The organism is Massilia glaciei (assembly GCF_003011895.2).
Classification (GTDB): Bacteria; Pseudomonadota; Gammaproteobacteria; order Burkholderiales; family Burkholderiaceae_D; genus Telluria_A; species Telluria_A glaciei.
In genome coordinates this window covers 1-15,842 of the sequence record NZ_PXWF02000278.1, presented here as the reverse complement: position 1 = coordinate 15,842, position 15,842 = coordinate 1, and the positions used below count along the sequence as shown (strand labels likewise).

Genomic DNA, 15,842 nt, shown 5'->3' with positions numbered 1-15,842 from the left:
CATTAAACTCGTCCAATGGCGCCTGCCGGGAAAAGGTGTGCGATCGCCGCGCCCGCCCAAAATCCGGACGCGGGCGCACAGCGCCATTACCGTCTTATTCAGCGCGGGTGTCAACGCGCGCGCGGCGAACGCTCACGATGTTGAGTGATTGGACGGGAGCGCCCACAGCCGCTTGCGTATGCGGAACAATGGATGGACGCCGTCCGCCGCCGCGATTCACGCGGGCCGACGGCGCCCCTGTATTTACCCAATGGGCCGAGGACCTCGTCTGCGACCCGGCTCAAAGGAATTACGCATGATGTGGCACCGCCTTATCAGCAGCACCCTCCCTTCCCCCAAGGCTCACGCCCGGCGCATCCTCGCCTGCGCGCTTGGCGCGGCAGCCAGCCTGGCGGGCGTCGCGCAAGCACAGGAGCTGGGCATTCCCCAGGGCTCCGGGGTGCATGCCGCGGCCACCGGCACCCAGGCCGCCCCGACGACCGTGCGCACCGTGCTGATGCCGGCGCTCACCGCGGGCGCCGCCGGCCAACTGAGCATGCTGCTCTCGCGCGACGGCGCCGACTTCATCTCGCTCGCTTCCGAGGTCTGGTCGCCGCCATCGGGCACGCTCACCGATCCCTCGCTCATGCGCCACGCCGACGGCAGCTACTACCTGGCCTACGCCAACGGCTTGCCCGGCGGCGGTGTCGGCCTGGCACGCTCGGCCGACCTGCGCCGCTGGGAGTTCGTGCGCGACGTGCGCCTGGCGGCCGGCACCGGCCCGGCGCGGTCGCCGCAATGGCTGCGCGACCGCTACGGCCGCCACAAGCTGGTTGTGACATTGCCCGTTCCCGGCTCCGGCGGCGGGCACGGTGCGTACGTCGTCACGCCGGACGCGGAGCTGGCGCGCTGGCCCGGCGCGGCCCCGATGCCCGGACTCGATGGCGGCTATGCCGACACGGTCGTCCTCGCAACCGATGGCGACTATGTGGCGGTGGCGCGCCAGGAAAACGGCAACCGCCTGGTGCTGGCGCGCGCGCCATCGCTGTCGGGACCGTGGCGCATCGACGCCCAGGCCGATTTGAAAGGCATGGGCGAGGGCGCCATGCCGCGCTCGCTGCTCGATCTCGGCGGTGGCGCCTTGCGCTTGTATGCCAGCCAGAGCGCCAGCGGGACCGGCGCCGCGGGCGGCGAGCGCGCGTGGTACGCGGACAGCCGCGACGGCGGGCGCAGCTGGAGCGCGAAACGTCGCCTGAGCGGCACGGCGGCCATGGCATCGGGCTTCGGGGCGATGGCGGTCGAACCGGCGGCGCTGGCCGCCGCCACCGCGCCCAAGGGCCGCCCGCAAGCGGTCGCCTGGGACCGGTATTCGCTCAAGGTCGACGGCAAGCGGGTGGTGGTCTGGTCGGGCGAGATCCATCCGTTCCGGCTGCCCAATCCCGCGCTCTGGCGCGACGTGATCCAGAAGATGAAGGCGCTCGGCTTCAACGGCGTGGCCTTCTATTTCGACTGGGGCTACCATTCGCCGGCGCCGGGCGTGTACGATTTTTCGGGCGTGCGCAACGTCGAGCGCGCGCTGCAGATGGCCAAGGAGGAGGGCATGTACGTGATCGCGCGCACCGGCCCGTACATCAATTCGGAACTGAGCGGCGGCGGCTATCCCGGCTGGATGTTCCGCAACAGCGCCGAGGCGCGCACCGACGACCCGGTCTATCTTGCAGCGGTCGACGAGTGGATGACGCAGGTGAACGCGATCATCGCCCGCCACCAGATCACCGATGGCGGCGGCAACGTGATCGCCTACCAGCTCGAGAACGAACTGGGCAAGGTCGAACCAAAGCACGTGCGCCAGATGGAGCACCTGGCGCGCAAGGCGCGCGCCGACGGCATCAGCGTGCCGTTCTTCCACAACTCGGCCGGACGGCTGCCGGACTGGACGCCGAAAGGCTCGACCGCGCCGTGGGCCAATCCCGGGCCGACCGACCTGTATGCGTTCGACGGCTACCCCGGCGGCAGCTGCGACGTGCATGCCAATCCGTCGGGCGCGAACAAGGCCCCGGACTGGGGCATGTATGGCAGCGCCGGGCCCAAGGCCGGGGCGCTGTCCTCGCCCGGCACGCCGGGATTCGTGGCCGAGGTGGGCGGCGGCTGGTTCGACTACTGGGGCTCGAACGGCACCTACAACTGCACCGCCGAGCGCCAGGGCAAGGGCTACCAGCGGGTCTTCTACGGCACCAACCTGATCAACCGGATCACGATCCACAACGTCTACATGACCTTCGGCGGCACCTCGTGGGGCTGGCTGGGCGGGCCGGTCGTGTACACCTCGTACGACTACGGCGCCGCCATCTCGGAAGACCGCGGGCTGCGTCCCAAGGCCTATGCGCTCAAGCAGCAGGGGATGTTCGTGCAAGCGGCCGAACAGGTGCTCGCCGAGATGGACAAGGGCCCGGAGCTGGCGCCTGCCTCCGGCAAGGTCAAGATCTACCACAACGTCAACCGGCGGCTCGGCACCCACGTGCTGTTGGCGGCCCACAATCCGGGCGACGGCAAGGGCGAGGAGCGCTTCAGCGTGCAACTGGCCACGCGCGACGGCCAGTACACGATCGCCTCGCGCCTGCGCGGCCAGGATGCGCACATGCTGCTGGCATCCTACGACATGGAGCGCCAGCGCCTGGTGTATTCGACCTCGGAGCTGCAGACCCACCTGCGCGACGGGGAACGCGACATCGTCCTTTTGCACGGGCGTGACCTGGTCGAGGGCGAGACCGTGCTGCGCTACGCCGGCGCGCCCACCGTCGAGGTGTTGGCGGGGCGGGTCAAGTCGCGCTGGGACGCGGACAAAGGGGACCTGGTCCTGAACTACGTGCACGACGGGCTGGCACGGGCGCGCATCTCGGGCGGCGGCCGCGCGCCAATGCTGCTGCTGCTGGCCGACGAAAAAACCAGCATGCGCTTCTGGACCCAGGAGACCGGCGCCGGCAGGGCGCTGCAGCTGACCGCGGCGCTGGTGCGATCGGCCGCGATCGACGCCGGCAAACTGGCCCTGCGCGGCGACGCCGGCGAGGACGGCGACATCGAGATATGGGGCCCGGCGTTCGAGGCGGCCAGCTTCAACGGCCAGCCGCTGGCCCTCACGCGGCAGCCCGACGGCAGCACGCGCGCCGGCCCGGTCAAGGGGCCCGAGGCTGTGGGCCTGCCCGAGTTCGGCCGTCTGGCCTGGAAGCGGCGCATGGACAGCCCCGAGGCCGCGCCCGGCTTCGACGACAGCGGCTGGGCCAAAGCCGACCGCCGCCGCTCGGCCGCGCAGACCTGGACCATGCCGGAGCGCGGCCAGCCGACGCTGTCGATGAGCGACTACGGTTTCCACCACGGCGACGTGTGGTACCGGGGGCGCTTCACCGCCACCGGGGGCAAGGCCAGTGCGCTCGAACTGTTCTACGGCGCCGGCGGCGCGGGCATGATCCAGGTCTGGATCGACGGGCGTTTCGCTGGCCAGCACGAGCTCGACGTGGGACGCTCCTTCCCGGAGACGACCGACAGCATCAAGCTGCAGCTCGGCGACCTGGCCCCCGGCGAACACGTCATCGCCGTCATGGTGCGCAACAACTCGCACAACTGGAACTTGATGGCCGACGACTTCCACCGCGAGGCGCGCGGCCTGATCTCGGCCTCGCTCACGCAGCGCGGCGGCCAGCGTTTCGCCGTGCCTATCGCATGGCGCATCCAGGGCCGCCAGGGCGGCGAGGACCTGGTCGACCGCGTGCGCGGCCCGATCAACAACGGCGGACTGTATGGCGAGCGCGAGGGATGGCATTTGCCGTCGCCCGTGGCCGACGCGGCGCAGGCGGACCGGGGCTGGAAGCCGGCCGGCATCACCGACGCGCCGCCGGCGCCCGGCACCTTCTGGCTGCGCACGCGCTTCAAGCTGGACCTGCCGCGCGGGCACGACATCCAGCTCGCCCTGTCTTTCGGAGACACCAGCAAAGCGCGCTCCGAGCGCGAGAACCGGGTGCTGATCTTCGTGAACGGCTGGAACATGGGGCAATTCATCGCCCACATCGGCCCGCAACGCACCTTCGTGATCCCGCCGGGTATCTTGAACCCGAACGGCGAGAACACGGTCGCGCTGGCGGTGACGAGCGACGGCAAGGCGGCCAACGCGCTCGAGCCGGTCAAACTGGTCAAGCTGCGCGCGGTGCGCGGCGGGGTCGATCTGGAGATGCGGTAGGGCGCCGGGCGATCCCAGGCGGCCGGCCAACGGAACGGGTGGGCGGTGTTGTCGATTGCTGGTAAAGTGCAAAGCTTGTGAATGGATTCCCCTTTCGATTGACAGGGAAGGCCCTTTCATGCGCTTGCCTCACTCGTCAACTCCGTCTTATTTCAAGGATCAATCATATGAAAACTACCGTGTTTGCTGCCGCGTGTCTGTTTGCCAGCGCCGCTGCTTTTAGCGCCGAAATAACGGTTCCCCTGAACATGGCCGAGAAAGAAGGAGTTGGTGCCGCCGTGGGAGTCGTTCGGATCGTTGAGACGCCTCACGGCCTCGCGTTCTACCCCGCGCTGAAGGGGCTTCCCCCGGGACTGCACGGCTTCCACGTTCACGAGAAGCCATCGTGTGCTCCCGCCAAAAAGGACGGGGCCTTGGTTCCGGCATTGGCCGCCGGCGGCCATTTGGATCCCAAAGGGACGAAACAGCATGGCGAGCCTTGGGGTGACGGCCACCTGGGAGACTTGCCGCCGCTGTACGTGGGCGCTGACGGAACGGCCGCAAACCCGGTGCATGCGCCGCGGTTGAAACTGGCAGATGTCCGCAATCGCGCGTTGATGATCCACGCGGGAGGTGACAACCACGCGGACCACCCGATGCCTCTTGGCGGTGGCGGTGCGCGCGTTGCGTGCGGGGTCATCGGTGGCTGACGCTATTGGCGGGCGGACGGCTGACCGCAGATCGCGGCAGCCCCACTCGACAGTCCCTCGGGGGGATACCAGCGGCAAGGATTGAATGGACCGGCGTCGCTCAAGGTCAGCAAATGTTGGGGGGCATGTATTGTGTGATTGTCGGCAGCAAAGTGGTGGCGTTTCACACGCAAGGGTTTGCAAACTCGCCGCCGGCGACCGCGCAAACGCCCTTCGAGCGATTGAGGCCGCCAAGTTTCACCAGGAGGGCTAGCGCTTATCCGCGCTTGAGGCTCAATCTGTTCAAAGGCCGAGATAGTAGTGCTTGCGGCAACAGAACCCTCCAGCAGACGTCTACGGCCCGGCTAAACCAGGATGGACAAAAACGATTCATCCTGCTGGCAGACCTCTCGCTCTTACCTTCCATCGCGCTTGCGGACATCCCCGTCACGCCCCCTCGCGGAAATAACCGCTGACCCGGATCTTGTTCATCGTCGGGCGCGTGAATGGAATCGACATGACTGCTCTCCACGTGGGCCCGCTTAACAACGGTTCCGCCATCCCAAACCGACGCCGTTTGGCGGCGCGGCCTTAGGACTGCGGTCCCCGGGTTACGGCCGCGATGGCCGTTTGAGCCACGCCTCCGGCACCGGCACCACGACGATGTTGAGCGAGCGGCCGTCTTCCGACAGCATGGCCGACTGGATCTGGATGCGGGTGCCGTCCGCGCTGAAGGTTGGGTGCGGGTGGTCGGCGGCGGTGGTCTTGTGGCCAGTCGTGAGCATCATCATTTCGCTGTTGCTGCGGTCGATCAGGTACACACTGCGGCTGAAATCGTCCCCGACCGCAAAGCGGCCGTCGCTCGAACCGTGCACGTGCCACAGGCCGCTGCCGGATTCGGTCTGCCCGGCGATTCGCATCTGGCGTGTGCGCAGGTTGACGATCGCCAGGCCGGTCGGCTTTTCGCGGGTGCCGGTCAGGCCCCAGCCGTCGTCCTGGCCGGGGTTGGCGCCGCCGACGCCGGTCGCGGGGCCGGCAACCGAGGAGGCGGCCCCGGGAATCGCGCGGTGGCCCATGATGGCCATCGCCACCTCGTCCTTAGAAATGACCGCTTCGTGGGTCACCCACTCGTACGACGCCTCGGGATACAACGGACGCAATCCGCTGCCGTCGGCGAGCACGGTCCAAGTGCGCTGCGGCGACTTGCCGCCGGTCTCCCAGCAGAACACGAGCTCGCCCGGGTTCCACAGGTTGGCCTGGATGTGGCCGATCTGGAACGGCACCGACACCACGTGCCGCACCTCGCCGGTGCGCACGTTCAGGCGCGCGATCCCGTTGGGGCCTGCGCCCATTTTGCGCGGGCCGAAGGCCGGCTCGACCTTAGCGCCGGGAGCCATGTGCCGCGCCGCCTCCTCCTGGCCGACCTTGAAGTAGACCCATTCCTCGTCTGCGTCGAGGGCGAGGTCGCCGCCGGCCTGCAGCGAGGCGGGAAGGGTGGCGGCCACCCGCTGGTAACTGGCGGCGGAAAGCATCTTGCCCTTGGCGCTGTCGGACAGCACGCGGCCAAGATCGGCCTCGACGACCTGCAGGCCGGCGTCGGCGCGGCGCATGAAATACAGCTTCATCGACTTGCGCGCCAGGTTGAGCATGCCGGTGTAGCCGCCTTCGGTGACCTGCACGATGTCGCCGGTCTGCTCGTTCACCGCCATTGCCTCGTCCCCGGCCATGCGCGAGCGGAACACGACCCACTTGCCGTCCGAGCTCCACTGCGGGTGGGTCGGATAGATCTTCGAATCGCCGTGCGGTTTGCTGGTCAGGAAAGTGAGCATGGTCCCGGTGACCGGGTCCTTGACCACCTTGCGTTCGGAAGGGAAGCGTTTCCCGATCTGGGCCGAGGCGTCGAGACTGAGCGTGAGGGTCGCGCACAGGCAGAGCAGGGCGGTGAGATGGATGCGCATGGTGTGTCTCCGAATGAATGAGTTGTTTTAATCATTGTCGCCGCATATGTCGCCGGGAACTGATCATGTTGCCGATCCTTTGGCGAAGGCCGCATCCGGTTGCGGCGTTGGCGATTCATCGCGATGAATCCCCAACGCCGCGTCCCGGGCGCCGCGCAGACGGGCGAACCTTCCAGCGGCGGCTTCAGCGTGCGGCGGCGGACAGGCTGATGCTGACCGGTGCGCGCAGGCGCGCCGCTTCCTCGGCCACGTGCTTTTGCCAGTCGCGCTGGGTGGCGAACGGGCTGCCGCGGGTCCAGGCCGCGCCGACGTGGTAGCTCAGCGCCCGGCCTGCGGCGACCGGCGCCGTCACCAGCGCATTGCGCTCGTCGGCGGCAAAGTTCACCGCGCCCTCCTGCGGAACGATCACGGCCACGCCGAAATCGCCCAGGCTGCTTTGGGTGACCCACTGCACCAGGGTGCCGTCGGCACGGTTCTCGGTGAAGTCGACCTTGACCTCCTGGCCCTTGTCGCTCGGTCGCTTGTGCAGTCCCACGGCAGCGGTGAGTTTGGCCGGGCCGGAGAAACTGAAGGTGCTGTCGATGCGGTCGAAATAGCGGCCGGCGTCGACGGTGAAGCGCTTGAGCTCCGACACCTTGACCCCGGAGGCGTCCCAGGCATCGTAGCTCAGCTCGAAGACTGTGCGCACCGGGCCGTTGGTCACGATCTTCCATTGCTTGTAGTTGGTGCCGACGGCGAGCGCTTTGCCGTCCCAGATGCCGGTGCCGCCCGCGCCGCGCGTGGTGCCGACGTTGTACATGTCGATGCCCTCGCCCTGGTCGACATGGTAGTGGTCGTGGCCGATGTTGTACCAGCGGTCGACGATCGGGTAGGGCACGCGCTTGAACCAGATGTCCATGCCGCTCGTTTGCAGCACTTCCTTGTCGCCGCCAGCCGGGGCCGGGGCGCCGAGCGCCGGGCCGTATGCGCGGTGGGCCAGCTTGTCGTTTTCCCAGGCGAAGTCGTCGAGGCGCTCCTGCACGAAGCGCGCATAGGTCTTGGCCGGGAAGGGCGCCACGCTGGCGCCGGCCTTCTCGATCGTGAAGACGGCGCGCTTCTGGCCCGGCGCGAAGTCGTGCTGGAACAGCAGTTCGCCGTAGGCCGCGCCGACAAACTTGGGATCCTTGGCCAGCGGCGACAGGTTGGTGACCTGGTATGGCAGCACGCGCCCGGCGGCGTCCTTGATGACCAGTTGTTGGTTCAGCGCGTGCGGCAGCGCCTCGTTCACGCGGGCCCAGGGGATGGCGATGGTTTCGGCGGGACGGGCGATGTCGAGCGTGTGGCTGGCGGTGACGGTGAGGCGCTCGGCGGCGCCCGCGCTGGTGGTGAAGGCGGCGGCGAACGCGCCCGCGGCGAGCGCGGAAAGGGAGAATGGTGGTGTCATGTCGGAATGCGCTATCAAGGTTGAACGGATGCCTTCGGCGACGGCGTCATGCCGTCACCAAGGAAGAAACCAGGCTGCGGCGGCCGGTCGTAGCCGGCGTTCTGTTGATCGGTTTTCCAGTTGAGTATTCAGTTTTGGTTGGACCGTGTCAACCTCGGCGCCGCCTGCCATGCCAATCAATCAGCCCATTGAGCGTTCCACCATGGACGTCAAGACATCGCGCACGCGCCGGGCGCTTGCGCGGACCTCGATATGGGGTAATATTGCCGAATCGCACGGTAAAGATTCCTGGGGAAGGGCGGGCGCCCGGAGCCGACACATAATGTGGAAATAGCGTGGAAATAGACGGGGCTGTGATGGAGGCACTTCGATTGTATTGCCGGCTTGTCGTGGCCGGTGCTTGCCCCGGCACGGCGATGGTGGGCGCGCCCGCGTTTGCGCATGAGGCGACTGTTTTCACGTTGCGCACCGCCGAGAGCGATACCGATACCCGCTTTAGGTATGACAATGAGGTGTTGGTACTGGCGCTGGAAAAGACAGTCAAAAAGTATGGCCCGTACACGCTGCGGTGCGCCCGAAGATGAATTACAAACGGACGTTCGAGCATATCGCCAATAACATACTGCCCAATTTCTTCATTAAAACGAGTTACGAGGACCGCTTTACGGACAACATGGGCATGGACTATGTGCGGTTTCCAGTGGACTTGGGCATCGTCGGCTACCGTGTTTGTTTCGCGGGCGCGGCAATGACCGAAAAGCTGGAAAACACCCGCACGATCGAAAATCTGAAAAAATTCAGCCATGGCCAGGGCGCATCATGGTCGGATATCCGGATCCTGGGCGAGAATGGATTCAACGTGATAGCCGTTGAGAACTACGAAAGCCTGTTCGAGATGGTCGCGGCAAGTCGTTTCGACCTGTTCTGCCGTGGCGCAAACGAGATGCTCGACGAATGGGAGAGCCACAAACATGTGAGGGGCTTGACCTACGACCGCACGCTAGTCATTCACTACCCGATGCCGAGATTTTTCTTTACCAATAAAGCCAACAAGAAGAGCTTGCAGCGCATCCACGAAGGGATTTTGATCGCCTATGACGACGGCTCGCTGAAGAAAGCGTGGAACGCCAATTATAGAAAAAGCCTGGACTTCGTCGACTTGGGCAACCGGCGCGTGTTCAGGCTCGACAACCCATTGTTGGAAAAAATCGATTTCGACTATCAAAAATATTTTTTCGACCCGTTCGCGGACGTGCGCGCCAAATGAACAATGGCCGGCCGCGGTCAATTTCAACTGCTCCGCGCTGCGACAGCCGCTGCCGATCGGCACCTCCCACCAGTTCGACGCAACCACCGGCAACGGCACCAGCATCGACGGCATGATCTTGATCCCGTTGCAATAGGTTTTGGTGTCGTGGATCGCCGGCCTTTTGCCCGTCCTGATCGCATCGACGCGCCGCCGCCTACCTTCGCTAGGTCGCGCGTGTCCTTCATTTTTTGATCCAGATCAAAAACCCAAGACTTGGTTAGATGTATCGCATCGAGTCGCCCCGACTGCGTGTGTTACCGCACAGATTGCCTGTCCCGCTCCCATCGAAACTCAATGACGGTCATCCAAGCAAGCTATTCGGCGCGGCCATGCAGGGCCCGGTGTTGCCGGGTGCGTGCAAGGACGTGCCGCTGCTTGACGCAACCGACATCCCTTCAATCGAGGACCATATTATGAATAACGCAATTTCTGTTCTTTGCCATATCTTTAAAAGGTCTGGCAATATGTGGGCCACAAACGCAGCGAGCCCCGCCAGCCGGCCGATCCTCTTGGATGCGGTGTGCACAGCGACTCCGTCCCAACCTGGTGGCGCCAAAATTTCCGCAAAAGTCAATCGGGTGCAGTGGACATGGCAATCGCATGGCGACGTGGCGCAGACGCCCTCGAATCTGATGTGATGCAAGGTCCCGGGCCGGCATTGAATACGCTGTCGAGCAAACCCGAAAAAGCCCGTCTGCGAACGCCGGGCTGGTCGCCGCAAGCCTTGCGCACTACGCGCTTGCGACCGGTCGCGCCGATTCTGCCGCAACGGGCATGTTAAACCAGAACAAAGACCCGGATCCGACCTCGCTCTCGGCGCCGATTGTTCCCCCCATCGACTCGACAAGTTTTTTTGTCACGACCAGGCCGACGCCGGTGCCGACCTCCTTGCCCCGTTCCTGCCCGAGCCTGTTGAACGGTTGAAACAAGCTCGCCAATTCCTCCTGGGTCAACCCATGCCCGGTGTCGCGCACTCCGATGCGCACCTGCGCCTGTCCGTCCATCACCCGCGACACATCGATGCTCCCGCCGAGGCGGTTATATTTGATCGCGTTCGACAGAAGATTCAGCATCACTTGTTTGATCCGCACCGGATTGGCGCGGATGTCCAAGCCGGTCGTGCCAACGAGTGTGACGCATAGGCCCGATTTGGACAGGAGCGGCTCAATCATGGCGCGCAGATCGTCGAGCAGGGCGTCGATGGAGACTGACTCGCACGCCAAGCCGGCGGAATCGGCTTCAATTGTCGCCAAGTCCTGCACCTCGGTGATCAGGTCGCGCAGATACCAACCCGCCTTGATTATTTGCTCTATCGCAACGAGCTGGGTCGGTGATGGCGTGCCCGCCTCCAGCAATTGGGCATAGCCCAGCATGGTGCCCAGCGGGGTGCGCAACTCGTGTGTCATGTGGGTGATGTAGTCCGACTTCGCCACACTGCCGGCCGTGACTGACAACATCGCGAGTTCTGAAAGCTTGAGCTCGGTCACGTCGACGAATGCGGAAATCGCCCCGCATGCGCTGCCCTGCTCGTCCCACAAGGGCATGGCATTTCCAAAGAGATAGCGGACCGTCCCATTGCGATGCGCATGCCGGAATTCATAGTCGCGGACTTCCACACCGGAGGCGGCCTGTCGCAATGCCGCTTGCCCGGAGCGGATGGCGCCGCTCTCTTGATGCTGGCCTTCGGGCGGCGCGGCATCCGGGTTCGCGCCAAGCTGGTGGGGCGTGCCAGCGTCGAAGTCGCGGAACCAGCGATCATACAATTGGTTTCCCGTCACGTCGACCAACTGCGCGTCATGCGCGATGCACACCGCGGCGGGAACCGCAAAGAGCAAGTTGCTCAGTTCCTGTGAGCGATCGCGTTCACGCCGCTCGCTGGCATGGAGCTCGCGTTCGATGCGCATGCGTTCGGTTATGTCGCGCACGATCGCCGTGTAGCAGATGCCTTGCCCAAGATCGAATTGGGAGATCGACGCCTCGGCGGGAAATTCCGTTCCATCGGCGCGCATTGCCGTGACCGATCCCAAACCGCCCATGCGGCGCGAGGGCGACCCTGAGGCCCCGAAGGCGCGCAACTGGGCGTCGTGGGCCGTGTGGAACCGCTGCGGCAAGAGTTTGCTGAGCGGACTGCCGAGAATGTCGGCGCGCGCGCAGCCGAACATTTTTTCCGCCGCCGGATTGAAAACGATGATGCGCTGCGCGTTGTCGAGCATGACGATCGCGTCCATGGCCGATTCGATCAGACCGCTCATCTGGGCCTGGTTGAGTTGCTTGGTGTGCTCCGCGTCCAGTCGCAGATCATCGCTGCGCCGCAGGGCTTCGGCGGTGCGCCAGACAAACAGGCTGAAAAGGATCATATAGGCCAACGATGTCAGGGCCACGCCGAAGCGCGAGTCGTAGAATGCGCGCCGTTCCCCCTCGATCCGCAGCCAGCCAAGTACGAATGGAATGGCAAACGCGAGTGGCAGCAAGCGCCGCGCGAGCACGCCGCCGACGGTGCCGCTGACCAGCACAGCGACCACGCCATGGGCGGGGCGGACCAGCAGAGCGCCCGCGCCGACGAGCACGGCGCCAATCGCCGCGTGCGGCGTCATCGTGGAGAAGAAGCGCAGCGCATGGAGCGCGCTGACGCCGTAGGCGTGGCCCAGCAAGGCCAAGGTCGCGATGCCCATCGCAAGCAATGCCAGCAGTTGCGCGAGCCGGCGCGCGCGGGTGTCGAGGATGGCCACGGCGGCCCCCAGCAGCATGAAATTTGTCGCCGTCGCGACCGCCATCGCGCCGTGAAACAAGGGATGATCGGGTAGGGCGGGGCCGGCGCGCAGGAACTGGCCGGTCCCGAACCGCGGGCCCAGGCCAGATTCCACAAGCGTAGCGAGCCCGACGGCGGAGACGATCGTTGCCGACGCAAGCTGGACGAGACGCCAGCGCCGATCCGACCGTGATTTTCGGGCGGCGAACAATGAGGTTCCGGCCAACACGAGGCAAAGCGCGGCACCGGGCCGCATCGCCAACCATCCGGGGACCAGTGTGGCGACGCCGGCGGCCCAACCGACCAGGGACGCCAATCCCAAGGCGATGGCAAGCTGTCCACAGAACGTGCCGGCCGATTCGTAGCGCGCGATGAGGGCCGCGTCAGCGTACTTGTTGTCTCGTAATACGCTGTGCATGTCGCTTCCTGTCTTTCGTTGCACTATACACGCCCCGGCGGCTTCGTGCGGATGAAGATTTCCTAACGGAACGGGAGCCCCGCGCGCGCCTCGGCGTCCCCCGCGATGCGGTCTATGGTCGATGCGCTGGCGCGCATCGCGCGGCGACTGTTCGCTTCCTCGAACTTTTTCACAGCCGAACCCATCACATGCAAGGATTCTTGCGCCTGCGCGGGGAAAAGGGCAATTTTGATGTGCATCAACGTTTCCTCATTGCAGCGTCCGTAAGCTGAAGACCGTCAATCAACGCCCCACCGGGTGGAGTCCAATCCGGTTCAAGCCATTTTCCCGGCGACGCATGCTTAGTCACCGAGCAAAAATAACTTGAACATTTCCCATCTTGCATACGAGCGCCATGCGACGTCGAAAATCACTTGTGTGGCTTGCCACACGGCGTGCTTTTCGCCTCGCCTGGCATCTCGTCTGCAATCGGCCAGCTGTTCAAGTTATATTTTTCGGTTCCTCACATCTTCAGGAGCAACGTGAAACACAAGGACCATTACCAGACCATGGGCGTCGAGCGCACGGCGAGCGCCGGCGAGATCAAGCAGGCATACCGCAAGTTGGCTCACCAGTACCACCCTGACATATCCAAGGATGCCCTTGGCAAGGAAAAATTCCAGGAGATCGGCGCGGCGTATGCGGTGTTGAAGGACCCTGAGAGGCGTTTGGCCTACGACCAGCTCGGCAAAGCGCCAACGGGCGCGGATTTCACTCCGCCACCGGGATGGCGAAACGATGCCAATCCGAATGGGGGCGGCTTCGACGATGTCGACCTTGGCGACCTGTTCGCCGCGTTCGGTCGTTCAGCCCGCAGCGGCGAGGCGCGCCGGCCATCCCCCGCCCGCGGCCAGGATTTCGAGATCAGCGCCGCCGTCTCGCTCGAGCAGATCCATGGCGGTGGTGAAATTGAGGTGCGCGCGAACCTCCCCGGGGTCGACACCCAGGGAGGGCCGAACCTGGCCGGCCGCACTTTTCGCATTGTGGTGCCGGTCGGCGCCACCGATGGTCAGCGGCTGCGCCTGGCAGGCAAGGGCGGTCCCGGCATGCATGGCGCCCAGGCGGGTGATTTGTATGTCGCGCTCGCATTGACGCCCCACCCCCTGTACCGCGTCGACGGCCGCGACTTGTATATGGATCTTCCGCTGGCGCCGTGGGAGGCGGTGCTCGGGGCTGTCATCCGGGTGCCGACGCTCGATGGCCCGGTCGAGCTCAATGTCAGGGCGGGCTCCACCGGGGGGCAGCGATTGCGCCTGCCCAAACGCGGTTTGCGCGCACCCGATGGCGGCGTCGGCGCGCTGTACGCCGTCATCGTCATCAAGGTGCCGTCCACGGTGAGCGATGCCGAGCGCGCCCTTTACCAACAATTGGAAGCGGCATCCGACTATCAAGCGCGGCCACACTTCCCGCATAAGGAGATGGAAAAATGACCTTGCAGGTGACGCAGGCGGAGAGCCTGGACGAGACCGCCGTCTGTTCGATCGAGCATCTGGTCGAAGTGTCGGGTTTGTCGCTCGAGGAGATCGAGGATCTTGTCGAAAATGGCCTGATGGACCCCGCCCCGGCGGCGCCAGCGCGTTCCTTCCACCTCCTGCATGTGGTCACGGTGAGGCGGGCGCGCAGGCTGAGGGATGATTTTGAGCTCGATCGCAACGGTCTCGCGTTGGCGATGGCCTTGCTGCGCCGGATAGACTCTCTGGAGCGCGCCTTGCTCGTCGCGCAGTCCCGGCATCCGGCCGCCTGATGCGTCGCGCCTGGCGCCACATCCTCGAATGGCGCCGCTGTTGCCGTCGAAGCAAGAAACGAAAGTAGATCCTTCAATGGAAGTTTCCGCGATACGGGCGATCCGCCCGGAACCGTTCACGCCGGCCGTGCCGCAAATTTCGTCCGCGAATTTGGCTCACGCGCCCGCGTTCCGGCGGCCACGGCACGCGACGCCATGAGCGCGCCGATGCCGACGCTGGCGCGGCCCTGGCACGCCCTCGAAGTGGACGCCGCCATCTTGCGCCTCGACAGCGACGCGGCGGCGGGCTTGTCGTCGCAGGAGGCCGCCAGGCGCGTGATCGAGCACGGTCCGAACGCGTTGCCGGAGGGCGCCAGGCGTTCGCATCTCGCGCTCCTGCTGCGTCAGTTTCAAAGTCCGTTGATCTATATCCTGTTCGTCGCCGCGGCGCTGGCGGCCGCCACGGGCCATTGGGGCGACGCCGCCGTCATTTTGGACGTGGTCCTGGCCAACGCCCTGATCGGCACCTACCAGGAGGGACGCGCCGAACGCTCGATGGCCGCGCTGCGCAAGTTGTCGGCGTTGCGCGTGCGCGTGCTGCGCGATGGCGGCGAGCGGGTCCTGGCGGCGCTGCAGCTGGTCCCCGGCGACATACTGTTGCTTGCCGCCGGCGATGCGGTCGGCGCCGACGCCCGTCTGATCGACGCGGCCGCGCTGAGCGTGGCCGAGGCCACGCTCACTGGCGAATCGGTCCCGGTGTCGAAAAATATCGCGGCCCTGCCGGAAGCGTGCGCTCTCGCGGATCGACACAACATGGTTTTTTCCGGGACTTACATCAGCGCCGGGCGGGCGCGCGCGCTGGTCACCGCCACCGGCATCCACACCGAAGTGGGAGGCATCGCGCGCATGACCGAAGGTGCCGAGGAACCGAGGACACCGCTCGAGGACCGCATCGCCCAATTCGGCCGCTACCTTGTGGGCGCCTCCATCGCGCTGTTCCTGGCCGTGATGGCGCTCGGCCTGGCGCGCGGCGTGCCATTGTCCGAGTTGCTGATGGTGGCGATCAGCCAGGTCGTTTCGGTGATCCCTGAAGGGTTGCCGGTGGCGATGACGATCGCGCTCGCGGTCGGCATGCTACGCATGGCCGCACGCGGGGCGGTCATGCGCCGCCTCTCCGCCGTTGAGACACTGGGGGCGATCACGGTCATTTGCAGCGACAAGACCGGCACGCTCACGCGCAACGAAATGACCGTCAGCGCATTGTGGTTCCCAGGTGGGCGCGTCATCGACATCGCCGGCGTGGGGTACGCGCCGCGGGGCGAAATGCCTGCCTCCGCGCGTCACC

General features: G+C 65.5%; 11 protein-coding genes. 7 read left to right on the top strand and 4 right to left on the bottom strand.

The genetic code is table 11. The annotated features are described in order from the left end of the window. The first annotated feature begins 295 nt into the window (after positions 1 to 295). Both C7C56_RS20850 and sodC read left to right on the top strand, forming a co-directional pair. A complete protein-coding gene (locus C7C56_RS20850; protein ID WP_229458895.1) occupies positions 296 to 4,210 on the top strand; it encodes a beta-galactosidase in 3,915 nt (1,304 codons plus the stop codon). A gap of 167 nt (positions 4,211 to 4,377) precedes the next feature. After that, positions 4,378 to 4,899 carry a superoxide dismutase family protein gene (gene sodC / locus C7C56_RS20845; protein ID WP_106759279.1) on the top strand — a complete coding sequence of 174 codons (522 nt, stop codon included), beginning with the start codon at positions 4,378 to 4,380 and terminating at the stop codon, positions 4,897 to 4,899. A gap of 590 nt (positions 4,900 to 5,489) precedes the next feature. Here sodC and C7C56_RS20840 read toward each other — a convergent pair. Together C7C56_RS20840 and C7C56_RS20835 are read right to left on the bottom strand one after the other, a co-directional pair. Then, positions 5,490 to 6,836, bottom strand: coding sequence for a TolB-like translocation protein (locus tag C7C56_RS20840; RefSeq protein WP_106759278.1), 1,347 nt, complete (start codon positions 6,834 to 6,836; stop codon positions 5,490 to 5,492). A 184-nt stretch (positions 6,837 to 7,020) separates the two neighbouring features. Continuing rightward, complete coding sequence (locus C7C56_RS20835) at positions 7,021 to 8,259, bottom strand: DUF4861 family protein (RefSeq protein ID WP_106759277.1); 1,239 nt, start codon at positions 8,257 to 8,259, stop codon at positions 7,021 to 7,023. 335 nt (positions 8,260 to 8,594) lie between these two features. On the opposite strand from C7C56_RS20835, the gene C7C56_RS20830 reads away from it, so the two are divergent. Continuing rightward, complete coding sequence (locus C7C56_RS20830) at positions 8,595 to 8,843, top strand: hypothetical protein (RefSeq protein WP_146204580.1); 249 nt, start codon at positions 8,595 to 8,597, stop codon at positions 8,841 to 8,843. Next, on the top strand, positions 8,840 to 9,526 hold the full coding sequence (locus C7C56_RS20825; RefSeq protein ID WP_106759275.1) for a hypothetical protein: 687 nt from the start codon (positions 8,840 to 8,842) through the stop codon (positions 9,524 to 9,526). Before C7C56_RS20830 ends, C7C56_RS20825 begins: the two co-directional genes overlap by 4 nt. A 773-nt stretch (positions 9,527 to 10,299) precedes the next feature. On the opposite strand, the gene C7C56_RS20820 is transcribed toward C7C56_RS20825, so the two are convergent. Both C7C56_RS20820 and C7C56_RS29035 read right to left on the bottom strand, forming a co-directional pair. Next, positions 10,300 to 12,735, bottom strand: coding sequence for an ATP-binding protein (locus C7C56_RS20820; protein ID WP_106759274.1), 2,436 nt, complete (start codon positions 12,733 to 12,735; stop codon positions 10,300 to 10,302). A gap of 62 nt (positions 12,736 to 12,797) precedes the next feature. After that, positions 12,798 to 12,974, bottom strand: a complete 177-nt coding sequence (locus C7C56_RS29035; protein ID WP_181373278.1) for a hypothetical protein — start codon at positions 12,972 to 12,974, stop codon at positions 12,798 to 12,800. 282 nt (positions 12,975 to 13,256) lie between these two features. Here C7C56_RS29035 and C7C56_RS20815 point away from each other — a divergent pair, with 282 nt between their 5' ends. The 3 genes from C7C56_RS20815 to C7C56_RS20805 all read left to right on the top strand — a co-directional run. Continuing rightward, a complete protein-coding gene (locus tag C7C56_RS20815; RefSeq protein WP_106759288.1) occupies positions 13,257 to 14,204 on the top strand; it encodes a DnaJ C-terminal domain-containing protein in 948 nt (315 codons plus the stop codon). Further along, positions 14,201 to 14,518: a chaperone modulator CbpM gene (locus C7C56_RS20810; RefSeq protein ID WP_106759273.1), complete on the top strand. Its 318-nt coding sequence runs from the start codon at positions 14,201 to 14,203 to the stop codon at positions 14,516 to 14,518. The genes C7C56_RS20815 and C7C56_RS20810 overlap by 4 nt, the downstream gene beginning before the upstream one ends. Positions 14,519 to 14,713: 195 nt before the next feature. Then, positions 14,714 to 15,842, top strand: a 1,129-nt coding sequence (locus C7C56_RS20805) for an HAD-IC family P-type ATPase (protein WP_146204579.1), incomplete at its 3' end; no start/stop codon positions are given.

Excerpts from the sequence above, each read along its gene's own strand:
- C7C56_RS29035 (WP_181373278.1), bottom strand. The coding sequence starts at position 12,974 with ATGCACATCAAAATTGCCCTTTTCCCCGCGCAGGCGCAAGAATCCTTG.
- sodC (WP_106759279.1), top strand. The coding sequence starts at position 4,378 with ATGAAAACTACCGTGTTTGCTGCCGCGTGTCTGTTTGCCAGCGCCGCT.
- C7C56_RS20820 (WP_106759274.1), bottom strand. The coding sequence starts at position 12,735 with ATGCACAGCGTATTACGAGACAACAAGTACGCTGACGCGGCCCTCATC.
- C7C56_RS20840 (WP_106759278.1), bottom strand. The coding sequence starts at position 6,836 with ATGCGCATCCATCTCACCGCCCTGCTCTGCCTGTGCGCGACCCTCACG.
- C7C56_RS20825 (WP_106759275.1), top strand. The coding sequence starts at position 8,840 with ATGAATTACAAACGGACGTTCGAGCATATCGCCAATAACATACTGCCC.
- C7C56_RS20850 (WP_229458895.1), top strand. The coding sequence starts at position 296 with ATGATGTGGCACCGCCTTATCAGCAGCACCCTCCCTTCCCCCAAGGCT.
- C7C56_RS20810 (WP_106759273.1), top strand. The coding sequence starts at position 14,201 with ATGACCTTGCAGGTGACGCAGGCGGAGAGCCTGGACGAGACCGCCGTC.
- C7C56_RS20835 (WP_106759277.1), bottom strand. The coding sequence starts at position 8,259 with ATGACACCACCATTCTCCCTTTCCGCGCTCGCCGCGGGCGCGTTCGCC.